18 protein-coding genes are annotated in these 17,166 nt (G+C 63.2%); 3 read left to right on the plus strand and 15 right to left on the minus strand.

All coding sequences use genetic code 11. The annotated features are described in order from the left end of the window. Positions 1–30 precede the first annotated feature (30 nt). Positions 31–816 carry an oxidoreductase gene (locus AC1Q6C_RS15245; protein WP_042919818.1) on the plus strand — a complete coding sequence of 262 codons (786 nt, stop codon included), beginning with the start codon at positions 31–33 and terminating at the stop codon, positions 814–816. Here the strand turns inward: AC1Q6C_RS15245 and AC1Q6C_RS15250 are convergent. The 11 genes from AC1Q6C_RS15250 to tkt form a co-directional block, all read right to left on the minus strand. Continuing rightward, entirely contained in the window at positions 803–1,315 is a 513-nt protein-coding gene (locus tag AC1Q6C_RS15250) for a hypothetical protein (protein ID WP_007727952.1), read from the minus strand. The genes AC1Q6C_RS15245 and AC1Q6C_RS15250 overlap by 14 nt on opposite strands. A gap of 172 nt (positions 1,316–1,487) precedes the next feature. Next, positions 1,488–1,736, minus strand: coding sequence for a hypothetical protein (locus AC1Q6C_RS15255; RefSeq protein WP_230359854.1), 249 nt, complete (start codon positions 1,734–1,736; stop codon positions 1,488–1,490). Between the two features lie 134 nt (positions 1,737–1,870). Continuing rightward, complete coding sequence (locus AC1Q6C_RS15260) at positions 1,871–2,191, minus strand: TfoX/Sxy family protein (protein WP_003944891.1); 321 nt, start codon at positions 2,189–2,191, stop codon at positions 1,871–1,873. A gap of 27 nt (positions 2,192–2,218) precedes the next feature. Further along, on the minus strand, positions 2,219–2,941 hold the full coding sequence (locus AC1Q6C_RS15265) for an AAA family ATPase (RefSeq protein ID WP_230359855.1): 723 nt from the start codon (positions 2,939–2,941) through the stop codon (positions 2,219–2,221). A 32-nt stretch (positions 2,942–2,973) separates the two neighbouring features. After that, a complete protein-coding gene (locus AC1Q6C_RS15270; RefSeq protein ID WP_230359856.1) occupies positions 2,974–3,318 on the minus strand; it encodes an iron chaperone in 345 nt (114 codons plus the stop codon). 25 nt (positions 3,319–3,343) lie between these two features. Beyond that, positions 3,344–4,264 carry an SDR family oxidoreductase gene (locus AC1Q6C_RS15275; protein ID WP_230359857.1) on the minus strand — a complete coding sequence of 307 codons (921 nt, stop codon included), beginning with the start codon at positions 4,262–4,264 and terminating at the stop codon, positions 3,344–3,346. A 325-nt stretch (positions 4,265–4,589) separates the two neighbouring features. Beyond that, positions 4,590–5,330, minus strand: coding sequence for a 6-phosphogluconolactonase (pgl, locus tag AC1Q6C_RS15280; RefSeq protein ID WP_007727943.1), 741 nt, complete (start codon positions 5,328–5,330; stop codon positions 4,590–4,592). Continuing rightward, positions 5,323–6,231, minus strand: a complete 909-nt coding sequence (gene opcA / locus AC1Q6C_RS15285) for a glucose-6-phosphate dehydrogenase assembly protein OpcA (protein WP_230359858.1) — start codon at positions 6,229–6,231, stop codon at positions 5,323–5,325. The genes pgl and opcA overlap by 8 nt, the downstream gene beginning before the upstream one ends. Then, complete coding sequence (zwf, locus tag AC1Q6C_RS15290; RefSeq protein ID WP_030536404.1) at positions 6,231–7,775, minus strand: glucose-6-phosphate dehydrogenase; 1,545 nt, start codon at positions 7,773–7,775, stop codon at positions 6,231–6,233. The genes opcA and zwf overlap by 1 nt, the downstream gene beginning before the upstream one ends. A 4-nt stretch (positions 7,776–7,779) precedes the next feature. After that, the gene (gene tal / locus AC1Q6C_RS15295; RefSeq protein WP_064114350.1) at positions 7,780–8,904 is read right to left on the minus strand and encodes a transaldolase; all 1,125 of its coding nucleotides are present in this window, start codon (positions 8,902–8,904) and stop codon (positions 7,780–7,782) included. Positions 8,905–8,909: 5 nt separating this feature from the next. After that, positions 8,910–11,012 carry a transketolase gene (tkt, locus tag AC1Q6C_RS15300; protein ID WP_003944976.1) on the minus strand — a complete coding sequence of 701 codons (2,103 nt, stop codon included), beginning with the start codon at positions 11,010–11,012 and terminating at the stop codon, positions 8,910–8,912. A 201-nt stretch (positions 11,013–11,213) separates the two neighbouring features. On the opposite strand from tkt, the gene AC1Q6C_RS15305 reads away from it, so the two are divergent. Then, positions 11,214–12,197 carry a heme o synthase gene (locus tag AC1Q6C_RS15305; RefSeq protein ID WP_003944994.1) on the plus strand — a complete coding sequence of 328 codons (984 nt, stop codon included), beginning with the start codon at positions 11,214–11,216 and terminating at the stop codon, positions 12,195–12,197. A 56-nt stretch (positions 12,198–12,253) separates the two neighbouring features. On the opposite strand, the gene AC1Q6C_RS15310 is transcribed toward AC1Q6C_RS15305, so the two are convergent. Then, a complete protein-coding gene (locus tag AC1Q6C_RS15310) occupies positions 12,254–13,219 on the minus strand; it encodes a quinone oxidoreductase family protein (RefSeq protein ID WP_230359860.1) in 966 nt (321 codons plus the stop codon). Between the two features lie 83 nt (positions 13,220–13,302). On the opposite strand from AC1Q6C_RS15310, the gene AC1Q6C_RS15315 reads away from it, so the two are divergent. Beyond that, positions 13,303–13,665: a hypothetical protein gene (locus tag AC1Q6C_RS15315; RefSeq protein WP_492666683.1), complete on the plus strand. Its 363-nt coding sequence runs from the start codon at positions 13,303–13,305 to the stop codon at positions 13,663–13,665. 63 nt (positions 13,666–13,728) lie between these two features. Here the strand turns inward: AC1Q6C_RS15315 and AC1Q6C_RS15320 are convergent, their stop codons facing one another. The 3 genes from AC1Q6C_RS15320 to AC1Q6C_RS15330 form a co-directional block, all read right to left on the minus strand. Then, on the minus strand, positions 13,729–14,703 hold the full coding sequence (locus tag AC1Q6C_RS15320) for a COX15/CtaA family protein (protein ID WP_230359861.1): 975 nt from the start codon (positions 14,701–14,703) through the stop codon (positions 13,729–13,731). A 181-nt stretch (positions 14,704–14,884) separates the two neighbouring features. Continuing rightward, entirely contained in the window at positions 14,885–16,279 is a 1,395-nt protein-coding gene (locus AC1Q6C_RS15325) for a hypothetical protein (RefSeq protein WP_230359906.1), read from the minus strand. Positions 16,280–16,326: 47 nt separating this feature from the next. Further along, positions 16,327–17,163: an ABC transporter permease gene (locus tag AC1Q6C_RS15330; protein WP_371684328.1), complete on the minus strand. Its 837-nt coding sequence runs from the start codon at positions 17,161–17,163 to the stop codon at positions 16,327–16,329. Between the last annotated feature and the right edge of the window lie 3 nt (positions 17,164–17,166).

Below are 17,166 nucleotides of genomic sequence, written 5' to 3' on the forward strand. Positions count from 1 at the left end.
CGCTGCGCACCGGACCGAACGGGGACCGCAGTGGATCTGCAATTGGACGGACGAACTGCCGTCGTTACCGGCGCGGGAAAAGGTATCGGGTTGGCGATCACTCGGGCCCTGGTGGCCGAGGGAGTCCACGTCGTCGCGGGCTCGCGGACGCTCTCGCCGGAACTCGAATCGCTGCAGTCCGGCGGCGCCGTCACCTTTGTCGGCGTCGACCTCGCGAGTGTCGAAGGATCAACCCGACTGCTCGAGGTTGCAGCAGCGAGGGGCGGCGTCGACATCCTGGTCAACAACGTCGGCGCCGTCACCCCGAGAACGAGCGGTTTCGCGGCCATCACAGACGAAGAGTGGGCGGCGTCGTTCAATCTGACGTTCTTGTCGGCTGTACGCACTGTTCGCGCTGCGCTGCCGGAGTTGATCCGCCGAGGTGGCGGGAGCATCGTGACGATCAGTTCGGTCAACGCATTCTTACCTGACCCCACGGTGATCGACTACAGCGCCGCCAAAGCGGCGTTGACCAACTTCTCGAAGTCGTTGTCCAAAGAACTGGGCGGGCAGGGGATCCGCGTCAATACCGTCAGCCCTGGCCCGGTGCAAACGGAGTTGTGGCTCGGCAAGCACGGAGTGGCCTCGACGCTGGCGAAGGCGAGCGGATCAGCCGCCGACGACATCGTCGAAAGCGCCGCGGCCGGAGCCGAGACTGGGCGGTTCACCTTCCCCGAAGAGGTTGCCGACCTGGTGTTGTTCCTCGCCAGCGATCGTGCGGGGAACGTGACAGGCGCGGATTTCGTGATCGACGGCGGTCTGATCAAGACCTTGTGATCATTGCTGCCTGAAACCTGATCATGTGCGCGACGGTCGACGACGTGATGCACAGGATCACTGCGGACGCGATGACCACCCACAGTCCCCACCCGATGGACGGTCCGGCAGTGTGCCCTGCGAACTCGGTACTACGTCGCACGATGGACGCGGCGTTTCCGACGGCAACGATCAAGACCGCGATTCCGACCAAAGGGCCGGTGCAGTGATTCTTGATCTCGGGCGTGACGTCTCGAACCATGAGGGTGATCAGCGCGGTCACCGCACACAGAGCGAGGACGAGAGTGATCACTCCGCATTCGTCGATACCACTGTGGTCCAGTGCGGAGGATGACGTCCACGGGCCGAGGCTTCCGGCGACGATCCCGGCGCACGCCCAGAGCGATCCGATGAGGCTAGGTCCGAAACGGTCGGGCATGAGGGAGGGAATTGCGCGGGTCGACGGCAGCTGAAACCCGAAGGCGCGTTGGTGATCCGGCTGATTGGGTGTGAACGTCACGGGACGGACCACCTTTCCTCCGCGGCGTCGAGCCGCCCAATCCAATGCTTTTCCGGAGTCTAAGGGCCGCCCAGTTCACTTTTGCCGAATCGAGCGAAATTGATTGAACCGGCGCTAGGGCTCGAGCAACTCGGCGTGAGAACATTCGTTGCAGCCCGCACCGACGAGGCGCTTACTGTTCAAACGGCGTCGTGAACGACACTGGTTTGCCGGCGGCGCGCGCGTACGCGATCTCTCGGCGCGTGGACTCACCGATGTATCCGCGAGGGTTGACGACCAGAACCCGATCGGCGAGGTCGATCTTGCGCAGATGGAGCGCGTCGAGCAGGTTCTTCTGCTCGACAGAGACCGCCTCGTCTGCTTCAACCGGCGCGACGACGATCACGCCCGCGAACGTCAGGTCGCGGTTCGCCTCCCGCATCTCTTCAGCGAATCGCGCAGAGCCGCAGATACAGACAATCTCAGGTCGATCGGGCACGGTTCAGTCCCTCATCGACGCGAGAGCCCGCGGCCACACCAGTCTCGTCAGATATCTTCGGCAACGCACCCCAACTGTCAGTGAACGAAGTCCAGAGCTTCCTTGATCCACGCGTTGAATTCGACGTTCGAACTCGTCCCGGTTCGGTCGACGACGATCCATCCCTTGCTCATCGGCTTACCCCGCATCTCGGGCCAACTTGCACCCTTGTGCGTCAGAAGCTCGTCGACTCGATCGGGGTCACACCGAACCATGATGTTGCCGTGTGAGTTCGCACTGGCGGCCAGCTTCCCGTTCACCATGAAGCTCAGCCCACCGAACATCTTTACTTCCTCGACGTCGTCCTCGCCCGAGAGCGCATCGCGGATACGCTCAGCCAGCGCTTTGTCGTATGCCATGGAGGCCTCCTTGGGTGGAGTTCCAGGTTAGATCAGATGGCGCAGGTACGTCTGCGGGTCGTGGAGGAACCGCTGCCAGTTCGACACCAGATCGAGGTCCTCCCAGCTCGAGGCTCGGATTCCCCATTCTCCGATCTCGAGCAGGTTGGCGTTCGGCAGCGCCGCGATGATCGGCGAGTGCGTCGCGATCACCGCCTGCGCGCCGGATTCCACCAGCTCGCCGAGCAGCGCCGCCAGTGTCAGGGTCCCCTGGAAGGAGAGTGAGGCATCGGGTTCGTCGATGAGATAGAAGCCGCCGTCGGAGGTCCTCGACGACAGGATCTCGAGCAGCGCCTCACCGTGGGAGAGGTGATGGTAAAGCGGTTCAGGTCGCTTGGGATTGGGGTTGTCCTCCAAGTACGTGTACAAACCGTGCAGGGTTTCGTCTCGGAGGTAGTACGCCCACTTCGATGCGCCGGGACTCCGCTCGACCACAAGGTCGAGGCCGCCCGGTTCACTCGATCGAGTCTGATGCCGCGTATTGGTCGACCCGCCTTCGGCATTGAGACCGAGAACGGCGGCAAGAATTTCGATGACGGTCGACTTTCCCGCTCCGTTTTCGCCGACCAGAATGGTGACACCCGGTGGAAGTTCGAGACCGTCCTGAACGATCTGCGCAACAGCGGGTACCGTCATCGGCCAGCTGCCTACGTCGGCGCCCGACGATGGCCCAGCCTTGATGCGGCGGATGGGTTGTCTCTGCACGGCCATACGTTCTCACAAGGCTCCGACGAGAACGGATGTTAGTGGCGCTGCGCGAGCAATTCGACGATCCGAGCCACGAGATCGAGAGGGATCGGTTTGTTCAGCGGGAACTTCACCGTTGATTTCGCAGCCCGGTAAGGGTCGACGGACTTCTCGAACTCGGCGTCACCCGCCGGGAGCGGATACATCGAGATGTGGATTTTCCAGCCTGCGAAGTGAATCAGGTTCTTTCCGTTCACCGTCATGGTCGGCATCTGATAGCTGATGGTCTCATCGAGGCCTGGAACCGTGTTGTGAATCGTCTCGCGGATACTCTCGAGGGCTGGTTGCACGTCGGTGGGAAACGAAGCGATGTATTCGTCGATCGTCGCGAATTCGGCCATGCGCGGATCATAGTCGCAGCCGGATTCATTTGGTCCGCCAGAAATCGGGGCGGCTGCCGTCCGCGTCGGTGAACCCGTATTCCGTTCCGAGTTCGCCTGAACTGACCGATCGCTGATTCCATCGCTGTCGATTCGGATCGGCAGCGATGGCCGCGATCGCACGTCCGATGAATCTTGGTGACTCGGAGCGTGCGAAATCCGCGGGCGCAGTCGGACCATCCCGCTCCGGCAACAGAGCGTCCCGCCAATTCGATTCGCCGACACCAAAATTGTCCAGCATCATCTCCGATCGCAGGAACCCGGGAGTGATGGCGACGGCAGTACATCCGAACGGGGCAAGTTCGTGGCCTTGCGAAAATGCGAGCCTGTTCACGGACACCTTGGCCAAGTCGTAGAACACCGAGATACGACAGTTCGATGCGTTGTATTCGGTAGTGCCATCGGTTATTTCGGCGACCAGTCCGCCTGGCCTATCGGTCATGAGCGGCAGGAGGTGGTGCGACGTGGTGATGTGGGTGTCGATCGCCAGGCGCAGAATGTGAAACCCCTTGTCCAGATCGTGTTCCCATACCGGCGTGTTCCACTCCGCCGGCCCACCCTTGAGTAATTCCGCGCCCCAGATGTCGTTGACCAAGATGTCGATATGGTGATAGTCGATTCGCAAGCGTTCGGCGAGATCAGCCACTTGTTTGCTCTTGAGATGATCGACGGCAATCGGCACGCCGACGCCGCCCAGTTCGGTGACCAACTCTGCCGTCTCTTCGATGGTCTCTCCGCGCGGATAGTCCGACTGAAGAATTCCGGCAGATGTGCTCCGACCAGTGCAGATGACGGTTGCACCGGCCTCGCCCAAGGCCGCGGCGATTCCGCGTCCGGCGCCCCTCGTCGCCCCGGCAACTACAGCCACTCGCCCGCGAAGTGCGTCCGGATTCGGTGTCCACGACATTGTTCGATTGTTCTCGCCTGGATTGCTTCGTTCAAGAGTGAACGCGATCTGCGGAACCGAACCTTACTTCGCGGCGTCCAAGGTAGTAATCACTCGGATGAAGGAGGCAAGGGGAGAGATGAATCGTTGTGTGGGGCGCAGTGCCGGTTGGAGAAACGGGATCTCGGGATTGAGTTCCGTTCCGTCAAAAGGAAATTCGCATCGGATCCGGACTCGGCGGGTAGTCGAAAGTCGCCACGGTGAGAAAGTCGTCGACGTACCACCAAGCCGGGAATCGCCGGAAGACGATTCCCGACCGGTGTGAAATCAGATCTGTGAAATCAGATCAGGGAAGCTGCGAGGCAGCGTCCGTATCGAGGAACCAACGTGTCGCAACCAAACCGGTGGCGCCGGCGGACGGCCAGTCCTCGGCCGAAGCACCTCCGACGGCTTTGGCAACGGCCTCGGCCTTTGCAGCACCCGAGACGAGCAGCCAGACCTCTTTGGCTCGCCGAACAGCAGGCAACGTGAGGGTGATCCGCACCGGTGGCGGCTTGGGGGAGTCCGTCACCGCGACTACGAAACGCGCTTCTTCGCGAACAGCGTCGGTGTGCGGGAACAACGAGTTGACGTGTCCTTCGCCGCCCATACCGAGCAGGTGCACGTCGAACGTCGGAACCTGATTCCCGTGTGCCTGAGCGCCCAGCAGTTGTTCGTACGCCGTCGCCGCCCCGTGTGGATCACCGTCGTAGATACCGTCGGATGCGGCCATCGCATGTACCCTGTCGGGATCGACCGGCACATGATCGAGAAGCGCCTCACGTGCTTGCACTTCGTTCCGCTCGGGATCGCCGGACGGCAGGAACCGTTCGTCGCCCCAGTACAGATCGATCTGCGACCAGTCGATGTCGCCGGGAGCTTCACGCAACTTCTCGAGAAGTGCGATGCCGGTTCCACCGCCAGTCAGCACGATGGACGCAAACCCGCGAGCCTTCTGGGCATCGACGATGGTCGTGACCAGGCGTGCGGCGGCAGCGTCGACAAGTTGGCCGGCGTCGGAAAACTTCTCCACGACAACATCACTCATAGTTCACCTTCTCCAATCCGGCCAGAGCTTCTTCGTAGATCTCGTCCGGATCGAGCCGACGCAATTCCTCGGCGAGGCAATCGCGTGTCTCTCGACGACCCAGAGAAACCAGCGCGTCAGGCTGACCGGTGCGGATCAACGTAGCGGTCGTGCCCTCCTGCGGACGACTGATGGAGATACTGCGGGTCTCGAGCTTCAACTCGACCGTCAGCTCACCCGTACGTCGAATGACCGGACCGTCGATCTTGGCCGCCAACCAACCGGCGAGAATATCCAGTGCCGGTTCGGTTTTGAGACCGGAGACCACCGCTGAGGTGATCTTCTCGTGCGGCGGCTGATCGAGAGCCGACGCGAGGAGCGCGCGCCAGTAGGTGACGCGACTCCAGGCGAGATCGGTATCGCCGGCGGTGTACGACGCGAGTCGCCCCTTGATGGTGGCGGTCGGATCGGGGGCGCCGGTGGCATCGGTGATACGCCGTATCGCGAGCTTCCCGACGGGGTCCTTCGCCGGAATCTCGGGTGCCTCGAGGGGCCACCACGCGACTACCGGGGTGTCGGGGAGCAGGAACGGGATGACGACGCTGCTCTCGTGATCCGCAAGCGGACCGTAGAGACGCAACACGACAACCTCCGAGGCGCCGGCGTCCCCGCCGACACGGATCTGAGCATCGAGCCTGGGCTCACTCTGCTCGTCGCCACGCAGAAGCACGATGACGCGGCAAGGGTGCTCGCGGCTTGCTTCGTTGGCGGCCTCGATGGCTTCCTCGGCATTCCCGGTGTCCCTGGTGCAGACGACGAGCGTCAGCACTCGCCCCAAGGTGACAGCGCCGCCGGTCTTACGCACCTCGACCAGTTTCTTGCTGACCTGGACCGTGGTGGTGGAGGGCAAATCGAGAATCACTAGGGTCGCCTCCATTCGCGTCCGGTGCGTTGCATCATTTCGTCCGCAGACGGTGGTCCCCACGTTCCGGCCTCGTAGGGTTCCGGCTTGCCGCCGGCTGCCCAGTGTTCGAGGACGGGATCGAGGATTTCCCAAGACAATTCGACTTCGGCGTTGACCGGGAAGAGTGACGGCTCACCGAGCAACACGTCGAGAATGAGTCGCTCGTACGCCTCCGGTGACGATTCGGTGAAAGCCTGGCCGTACGAGAAGTCCATGTTGACGTCACGGACTTCCATGCTCGATCCGGGAACCTTCGAACCGAACCGCATGGTGACACCCTCGTCGGGCTGCACGCGGATGACCAGAGCGTTCTGGCCGAGGTCTTCGGTCATCGTCTTGTCGAACGGTAGGTGCGGTGCACGTTTGAACACCACCGCGATCTCGGTGACACGGCGTCCGAGTCGTTTGCCCGTGCGCAGGTAGAACGGCACACCCGCCCAGCGGCGGGTGTCGACCTCGAGGGTGATGGCGGCAAAGGTCTCCGTGATGGAGTCCGCTGCGAAGCCGTCTTCTTCGAGGAGCCCGACCACCGGCAGCCCACCCTGCCAGCCGCCCGCGTACTGGCCGCGGGCGGTGGTCTCGTCGAGGGGCTCGGCAAGGCGAGTGGCCGAGAGGACCTTGATCTTCTCCGCCTGCAGATTGAGCGGCTCGAAGCTGATGGGTTCTTCCATCGCCGTGAACGCGAGCAACTGCAGCAGGTGGTTCTGGATCACGTCACGGGCCGCGCCGATGCCGTCGTAGTACCCCGCGCGTCCACCGAGGCCGATGTCCTCGGCCATCGTGATCTGAACGTGGTCGACGTAGTGCGCGTTCCAGATCGGATCGAACAACTGGTTCGCGAAGCGCAGAGCCAGAATGTTCTGGACGGTTTCCTTACCGAGGTAGTGGTCGATACGGAAGACCGTGTCCTCGGGGAACACCTTGTTGACGACGGCGTTCAGTTCGCGAGCGCTCTCGAGGTCGTGGCCGAACGGCTTCTCGATGACGACTCGTCGCCACTGACCGTCCTCGGCCTGCGCGAGGCCCGACGCCGACAGTTGCTCGAGCACCTGAGGAAACGCGTTGGGCGGAATCGCAAGGTAGAAACCGTGATTGCCGCCGATACCACGTTCGTTGTCGAGCGTGGCCAACGTGTCGGACAGGTTCTGGAAGGCCTCGGCCTCGTCGAAACTGCCCTCCACGAACCGGATACCTTCGGCGAGCCTCTCCCAGACGTCCTGACGGAACTTGGTGCGAGCGCCGTCCTTGACTGCTTCGAGGACGACGTTCGTGAAGTCCTCGTCCGTCCAGTCACGCCGGGCGAACCCGACCAGAGCGAATCCGGGCGGCAACAGTCCACGGTTGGCGAGGTCGTAGATGGCGGGCATGAGCTTGCGCCTGGCAAGGTCGCCGGTAACACCGAAAATCACCAGGGCGCAGGGCCCCGCAATGTGCGGAAGCCGTTTGTCGGTGCTGTCCCGAAGGGGATTCACCCAATCTGATGCCGCCGCGGAATCGCTCACAGGCTCAGCTCTTCTGGGTTGCTGCGCGGAGCTGCTCGGCGGTTGCGTCGAGCAACTCGTTCCAGGACACCTCGAACTTGTCGACGCCCTCAGTCTCGAGGACCTTGAACACGTCCGCAAGATCGATGCCGACTGCAGCGAGCTGATCGAAGACCGCCTGTGACTCCTGAGCGGTGCCCGAGATCGTGTCGCCGGTGATCTCGCCGTGGTCGGCGAGAGCGTCGAGCGTCTTCTCCGGCATGGTGTTGACCGTGTTCGGCGCAACCAACTCGGTGACGTAGAGAGTGTCGGGGTAATCCGGGTTCTTCACGCCGGTCGACGCCCACAGCGGACGCTGAGCCTTGGCGCCGTCGGACAGAAGAGCCTGGAAGCGCGGCTGCACCTCGAAGATCTGCTGGTACGCGTTGTACGCCAGACGCGCGTTTGCGAGTGCAGCCTTGCCACGAAGCTCGAGGGCTTCCGGCGTGCCGATTGCCGTGAGGCGGTTGTCGATCTCGGAATCCACGCGGGAGACGAAGAACGAGGCGACCGACTCGATGGACGAGATGTCGCGGCCGGCAGCCTTGGCGGTGTCCAGACCTTCCAGGTATGCGCCCATGACTGCCTCGTAGCGCTCGACCGAGAAGATCAAGGTGACGTTGACGCTGATGCCCTCACCGATCACCTTGGCGATGGCGGGAATGCCTGCCAGCGTCGCGGGGATCTTGATCAGGACGTTCGGACGATCGACGATCTTGTGCAGCTCGATCGCCTGCGCGACGGTGGCGTCGGTGTCGTGTGCCAGGCGAGGATCGACTTCGATGGACACGCGGCCGTCGACGCCGTTCGACGCCTCGAACTGCGGAGCCAGGATGTCGCACGCAGCACGCACGTCGTCGGTGGTCACCGCGGTGATGGTGGCGTCGACATCGGCGCCGCGCTGTGCGAGCTCACGGACCTGAGCGTCGTACGCCGATCCCTTGGACAGTGCCGCCTGGAAGATCGACGGGTTGGTCGTGACACCCACGATCGACTTCGTGTCGATGAGGTTCTGCAGGTTGCCGGACTGGATGCGATCCCGCGAGAGGTCGTCGAGCCAGATGGAAACGCCTGCAGCGGAGAGCTTTTCGGTATTCACGTTCTGTGTCATCGAGATCATCCCTTCACAGCTGCGAGGGAGCGCTGCGCGGCTTCGACAGTCGCGTCGGCAGTGATGCCGAACTCCCGGAACAAGGTCTTGTAATCGGCGGAAGCGCCGTAGTGCTCGAGCGAGACGGCCTGACCGGCGTCGCCGAGGATGCGCCACCACGGCATCGCGATGCCGGCTTCGACGGACACACGCGCGCGCACGGCGGGCGGAATGACCTCGTCTCGGTACGCCTGATCCTGCTCGAGGAACCAATCGAGGCACGGCACGGAAACAACGCGGGTTGCGACGCCCTGGGCTTCGAGGGTTTCGCGAGCCTCGGTGGCCAGATGCAGTTCGGAACCGGTCGCCAGCAAGATGACCTCGGGCGAACCGTTGGCTGCGTCGACGAGGACGTAAGCGCCGCGCTTGACACCCTCGGCAGCCTTCTCCTTGGTGCCTTCGAGAACCGGGATGTCCTGGCGAGTGAGTGCCAGAGCCGTCGGGCCCGTCTTGTTCTCTAGTGCTGCCTGCCATGCGAACGAGGTCTCGTTGGCGTCACCCGGGCGGACGACGGCGAGGTTCGGGATCGCACGAAGAGCAGCGAGATGCTCGACCGGCTGGTGAGTCGGGCCGTCTTCGCCGAGACCGATGGAGTCGTGGGTCCAGACGTAGGTGACGGCAGTCTTCATCAGTGCGGCCAGGCGAACCGCCGGACGCATGTAGTCGGAGAAGACCATGAAGGTTCCGCCGTACGGGCGGGTGGGTCCGTGAAGCGCGATGCCGTTGAGGATCGAGCCCATCGCGTGCTCGCGGATGCCGAAGTGGAGCGTGCGGCCGTAAGGCTGCGCATTCCAGTCGTTGGTGGAGATGGAGAACGGGCCGAACGAATCTGCGCCCTTGATGGTGGTGTTGTTGCTGCCGGCGAGGTCGGCGGAGCCGCCCCACAGCTCGGGCAGGATCGGTCCGAGCGCGTTGAGTGCCGAACCGGAGGCCTTGCGAGTCGCAACGCCCTTGGCGTCGGCCTCGTAGGTCGGGAGAGCGTCGGCCCAGCCGGCGGGGAACTCACCGGCGAACAGGCGGTCGAAGAGTTCCTTGCGCTCGGTCTCACGTGCAGCCCACGCGTCGAACTCGACCTGCCATGCCTTGCGTGCGTCGGCGCCGCGGGAGACGACCTCACGGGCGTGAGCCAGAGCGTCGGCGTCGACGTCGAAGGACTTGGCCGGATCGAAGCCGAGGGCTTCCTTGACCGCTGCAACTTCGTCGGCACCGAGAGCGGAGCCGTGGACGTCGCCGGTGTTCATCTTCTTCGGAGCCGGGAAACCGATGATGGTGCGGAGCAAGATGATGGAGGGACGATCGACGACGGCCTTGGCCGCGGCAACCGCGTCGAGGATGCCGGAGACGTTCTCGCCACCTTCGACGTGCTGAACGTGCCAGCCGTATGCCTCGTATCGCTTTCCGACGTCTTCGCCGAGAGCGATGGTGGTGTCGTGCTCGATGGAGATCTTGTTGTCGTCGTAGAAGACGATGAGGTTGCCCAGTTCCTGGACACCGGCGAGAGACGAGGCCTCGGACGTAACGCCTTCTTCGATGTCACCGTCGGACGCGATCACGTAGATGTGATGGTCGAAGGGGGAGGAGCCGACCGGGGTCTCCGGATCGAACAACCCACGCTCACGACGCGCAGCCATCGCCATACCGACTGCGGACGCAAGGCCCTGGCCCAGCGGACCGGTGGTCATCTCGACGCCGACGGTGTGGCCGACCTCGGGGTGGCCGGGGGTCAGTGCGCCCCACGTGCGGAGAGCTTCGAGGTCAGCGAGCTCGAGACCGTAGCCCGACAGGTAGAGCTGGGTGTACAGCGTCAAGGATGAATGGCCACAGGAGAGAACGAAGCGGTCACGGCCGACCCATTCTGCATCCGAAGGATCGTGGCGCATGACGCGCTGGAAGAGGGTGTATGCCAACGGCGCCAAGCTCATTGCAGTTCCGGGATGGCCGTTGCCGACCTTCTGAACCGCGTCGGCGGCGAGCACGCGGGCGGTATCGACAGCCTTGGTGTCCAGGTCGGTCCAGTCCGAGGGGTGGACGGGTTGCGTGAGGACGTGGATCTCGTCTGTGATCGACACTGGCAGATGTCTCCTGACATGGTGTACGTGGATTGCGAGGGTGGGGTGTCCCTCCACTGCGTAACCCAGCCTAATGGTCCTGGCTGTCCGGGTCGATTCGGTTCCTCAATGGCTGCGGTCTACCATCGTTCGTAGTAGAGAACAGTGTCAGCAGTGTGTCGTGAAGAGTTAGTGCGGTAACGCGTGGTGCAAGGAGAGAACGTGCGGACAGGGCAACAGCCGAGCGGACATGGCTTCGGCAGCCCAGGTGCCGCCCCGCGGGCGACCAATACCGATACGGTGTGGGGTCGCGCAACGGGCAAGGTTCTGGCTTATATCGCGCTCACGAAGCCGCGAGTGATCGAATTGCTGTTGGTGGCAACCATTCCGGCAATGCTGCTGGCCGATCGCGGAACGGTCGACATCGTTCTGATCCTCAGCACCCTCTTCGGTGGCTGGATGGGCGCGGCGAGTGCGAACTCGCTCAACTGCGTTGTCGACGCCGACATCGACAAGGTCATGAAGCGCACGGCGAAGCGTCCGCTGGCCCGCGAGGCGGTGCCGACGCGCAACGCGCTCGTCTTCGGGCTCCTTCTCGGACTCGCGTCGTTCCTGTGGCTGTGGTGGCGAGCCAACCTCCTAGCCGGCATCCTCGTCGTGATCACGATCGCGTTCTACGTCCTCATCTACACGATGGTTCTCAAGCGTCGTACCTGGCAGAACGTCATCTGGGGTGGCGCAGCCGGATGTATGCCCGTCCTCGTGGGCTGGGCCGCTGTCACCGGGTCGCTGAGCTGGCAGCCCGTCGTGCTGTTCCTGATCATCTTCTTCTGGACGCCGCCGCATACCTGGGCGCTGGCGATGCGATACAAAGAGGACTACAAAGCTGCCGGTGTTCCCATGCTTCCGGTGATCGCCACCGAAGAGCACGTCACCAAGCAGATTCTGTTCTACAGCTGGGCAATGGTCGTCACGACGCTTGTCCTCGTCCCCGCGTCGGGCGTCATCTACGCCGCAATCACCATCGTCGCCGGTGCGTGGTTCCTGCTCATGGCACATCAGCTGTACCGCAGCGTTCGCGGTGGTGCTCAGGTCAAACCGCTCCGCCTGTTCCTGCAGTCCAACAACTATCTTGCGATCGTGTTCGTCGGCCTCGCTGTCGACTCGGTTCTCGGACTGCAGACGATCAGCGACATGCTCAGCTGATTCTGCTGTGCGCCTTTCTTCACCGCGGGCGGTTAATAAAGGCGCACAGCACTTCGCTAGGGGATCAGAACGATCGACCCGGTCGTTGCTCTACCTTCCAGATCCCGATGGGCTGTTGCCGCGTCGGCGAGGGGATAATCGGCGCCGACACGAATATCGAGCTTCCCGGCCGCAATGGCGTCGAAGACATCGCCGGCACGCCAGGTCAGTTCCTCTCGAGTGCGAATGTGATGCGCGAGCGTCGGACGCGTCAGGAACAGCGAACCCGACGAATTGAGCCGCTGCGGATCGACAGGCGGAACCGGTCCACTGGCCGCACCGAACAAAGCGACCGTGCCGCGGATGCGCACGGAAGCCAAGCTCGAATCAAAAGTTGTCGCACCGACGCCGTCGTATGCCGCCGCTACTCCTTCGCCGCCGGTCAACTCCCGGACTCGCGCTGCGATGTCCTCGTCGTACCGCAGGACCTCCGCGGCGCCCGCGCCACGCGAGAGTTCTTCCTTTGCATCCGATGACACAGTCGTGATGACCTTCGCCCCGAGGCTGACGGCCATCTGCGTCAGGATCAACCCGACGCCGCCCGCGCCTGCGTGCACGAGCACGGTGTCGCCGCTCTGGATCGGATACGTCGACTTCGCGAGGTAGTGCGCTGTCATCCCCTGCAGGAGCGCCGACGCTGCGGCCGATGCCGGGACACCGTCAGGCACTTTCACGGCGACTGCGGCGGGAACAGCCACCTTCTCGGCATAGCTGCCAGTGGCAGCGGCCCACGCGACCCGGTCGCCCACCGAGAATTCGTTGACGTCGGAGCCGACAGCTTCGACAACACCGCTGCCCTCGTCGCCGGGAATGTAGGGGAGCGGACGCTTGTACTGGCCCATTCGGAGGTACGTGTCGATGAAATTGATGCCGATCGCTTCGGTCTTGACGAGTAGATCGCCTGGGCCGGGTGTCGGTTCGGGTTGTTCGGTCAGAGTCAGAACGTCTGGTCCGCCGGTCTCGGTCACGTAGATGGCTCGCATGGTTTCTGTTCTACACCCGAGGCGGCCGACGCTCAGTCCATGCCTGGTGTCGCTTCCGGGCTACCGACCAGTATTGTCGAGTCATGAGCACCGATACCGAGAAGTCGGACGCCACCCCGTCCGCGCCGGAACTGCCGAAGTCCACGGTGAACGCCATCACCAAGTTCGTCGCCGAGCACGGCGGCTCCGCCAGCGCCGTCATCCAGCCGGTCGGCCTGGCCGGCGTTCGCATCACCCTCGTAGGTGCCGACGGCATCCTCGGTGATCAGGTCGTCGAGGACCTCGCCAGGGCAAACGCGGTCGTCGCGTCCTTCGACAACGTCACCGTCGCCGAGTGGGAGCGCGAACTGACGAGCATCGTCACCCCGCAGGAAGGCCATTTCAAGAAGATGGCCGGTTGGGTCGCCAACCAGACTCGGTTCCCGAAAGCTCGCAACGAATCCTGAAATGACGTGTGGGGCGTAGGAACACCTTTTGGTGTTCCTACGCCCCACACGTGTCTTGAAGCGTCAGACAGCTGGTATCGGCGAATTGGTCGGCGTGTACTGGCGGGTCTTACCCGCAGCCCAAACTGCTGCGGTCGCAGCCGTGCACAGTCCTGCACCGGCGACGTGCATGATCACCAGAGCTTCCGGCACATCGGTGAAGTACTGCACGACACCGATGAGCGACTGCGCGAGGATCAGTCCCAGCAGGACCTTCAGACGGATCTTCACGGCTGCGGATGTCCCGACCGCATACAGGCCGAAGGTCAGACCCACGACCAGCGCGAGATATCCGACCAGAAGCTGTGAGTGCAGATGGACGAGCGTCACGATCTCGATCTCCAGGCGAGGCACCGTCCGGTCCAGTCCCTTGTCGCCGGCGTGCGGGCCTGCGCCCGTTACGAGAGTTCCAGCGACCAAAACGCCAGCGAGCGCGACACCTGACAGCGCGGTAAGCCAGCGCAGCGGCTTCGGCATCACGACCAGAGTTGTTGCTTCGTCGGGTTCCGCGATCTTGGCGTACATCACCGTGGCAACCCAGACCATCAGCATCGACGCAACCAGGTGAATGGCGACCGTCCACCACAGCAAGCCTGTGAGAACGGTGATACCGCCGATCACTGCCTGAACGACAGTGCCGAGCGGCATCATCCAGGCGTAGACAAGCACCTCTTTGCGTCGGCGAGCGCGAGTCACCGCAAGCACGATCGCAGCGGCGACGATGACGACAAGGAAGGTCAACAGGCGGTTGCCGAACTCGACGGCTTGGTGAATCACCGCGACCTGTCCGTGGCCGACCGGGACGAAGCTACCGGGGAAGCACTGCGGCCACGTCGGGCAACCGAGTCCCGAGTCCGTCACGCGCACCACCGCGCCGGTGACAGCGATGCCGCCCTGCGTCAGGATCACGATGAACGCGATGATCTTCTGCGTTTTCAGCGAGGGGAGAGGTAGTCGATCCACCAAGCGTAAAAATCCGGCATACACACGATTCACCACGCCAACGATCGTAGTTCCCCATCAACTACACAGTGTCGTTGGGGCCAGCTCGCTCCGCACCTGCCCCGCGTCGTTGGGGCCAGCTCGCTCCGCACCTGCCCCGCGTCGTTGGGGCCAGCTCGCTCCGCACCTGCCCCGACTCGTCGAGACCAGAACTGCGCGGCCGTGGGGCCAGCTCGCGTCAGTTCGCGCGAACTCGCACGATTCCCGAGATCGTTCCCTGGAAGTACTCGCCCGACTCGGTGATGAGTGCAGACATCTGAAGGGTGTCGTTGAGGATCGTCGACGGCAGCGGAGTCGAACCGATCTGCGACCCGTCCTTCGAGTCGATCACCGCGAAGGAGTAACCGTCCAGCGGAGAGGTGTTCGGAGCACCGTCCCGTGTCACGGTGTAAATCGAGCCGTCAGCCGTCGAGAGGTGGGGTACCGCGGAGCTGCGAATCGTGTTGTCCCACACGACATGGCAGCCGACCGGATCGATGTCGACGCGGGTCATTCCGCCGTTGAAGGGTGCCGTGGCGGGGACCGCTGGACCGGCACCTTCAGGAGTCGTGGGGTACGGGTATCCGTAAGTGCCGGCGACGTAGACGGAATGACCGATGCCGACGGGGGAGTTCTCGCTGCCGCTCGGTGAGCCGTCCTGGCTGGCAGCGGACAACACCGGCTGCGTGCACACCTCGGCGCCCGTGTCAGCGCGATAGACATGCAAGCTCACTGTCGGGTGGGCGTTGTCGACGATGGTCAAGAAATCGCTGCCCGTCGACGGGCCGAAGTATGTCGGCGTCGATCCGGTTCCCCAGCTGAGCTGACCCGGATTACGGGCCGGCCCGCGGTCGTACGGCTGACGCCAGTCGATGACGACCTCGTCGCCATTTCGCTTCAGTTGGTAGAGCGCGTGGGTCGTTGCGACAGCAGTGCCCGTCGGGGAGGTGGAGATGCTGTTCTGCACCTGTTCACCTTCGGGGAGCGCAATGCTGTGCGCGATTCGATCCGCGCCGACATACCCGACGGTGCCGTGCCCGGTGGCGAACCAGACATTGCCGTCCCAGTCCGGAGCGAGGCCGGTGACGTTGTCGTCGGCGGCAACCGCACCACTGAGATCGATGACATCCGCGAGTTCCAGCCGCCAACTGCCGTCCGGATTCTGTGCATGGGAAATGCGGACCAGTTGACGGTTTCCGTCGACGGCGACGAGACGGTTCTCGTTGTCGAGATAGGCGTAGACGCCGCCGAGCAGACTGCCCTTCGCGAGCGGCAGTTGTGCTACGGATCTACCCAACGGCGTGGCGTCGGCCTTCGGATCGATCAAATGGATGGTCGGGATCTGGCCGATCATCGTCGTGCAGAGCGAGACGACCATGCCGTCGGAACCCTGGAGGACCGTCGGGCAGGCGGCCATCATCGGGAAAGCAGTCACCTCGTGGGGGCCGGTTCCTGGACCGGGCAGCGGAGTGACGTCGGACGAGCCCGCGTCACCGTGCATGGTGGAAGTACCGACGGGACCGAGGTACGGATTTGCAGGTGCGAGTGGACCGGACACCGAAGGGGTCGCCGTTGCGGGTCCGGCACACAACATGACTGTTGCGGCCACACAGCCGACGATCTGAGCTGTCCGTCGTGTACTCACGTGAACTTGAACCACCTTGCTGCGCAGACTCCGGCCACTGCGGCCCAGATGAGTAGTACGAGAATCGAAAACCAGTCCATCGAGGTGTCGAGGGCCGCTTCGAGTGCGTGTGCGAGAGCGCCGGACGGAACAATGCGGACCAGCGTGTGGACGGCGGTCGGAAGTTCGCCGCTGGCGAAGACCACACTGCCGATGCCCACCATGATGAACCACAGGATGTTGGCGAGCGCGAGAACGATCTCTGCTCGCAAAGTACCGCCGAGCAGTAGGCCAAGCGCTGCAAATGTGACAGTACCGATGGCAATGACCACTGCACCTAGTACAAGTTCGACGAACGACGGACGCCATCCCAACGCCAAACCGATAGCGCCGAGCAAGAGTGACTGCAGAGCCACGACGATGATGACGGCAGCGCTCTTGCCTGCGATGATTCCCCACCGCGGTAGCGGCGTTGCACCGAGTCGCTTGAGCGCGCCGTATCGGCGGTCGAATCCGACGGCGATGGCCTGTCCGGTGAACGCCGTCGACATCACGGCAACCATCATGACACCAGGGAGCACGGTATCGACCCGAGAATCGCCCAAATCGCCGATCGGAAGTAGACACAGTCCGATGAGCAGGGTGATCGGGATGAACATGGTGAGCAGCAATTGCTCACCGTTGCGGAGCAGAAGAGTCAGCTCCAGTTTGGTCTGCGCCGCCAGCATCTTGGCCGCCGAATTGGGGCGGGGATCCGGCGAGAAGGTGCCTGGCTCGAAGCGGTTCTCGGCGAGCCGTCGGTCTCTGGCAACGCTGATGGGACTGCTCTGGCCGTTCGACGCTGTTTCGTTCATCAC

This window comes from Rhodococcus sp. MT28 (assembly GCF_058792695.1).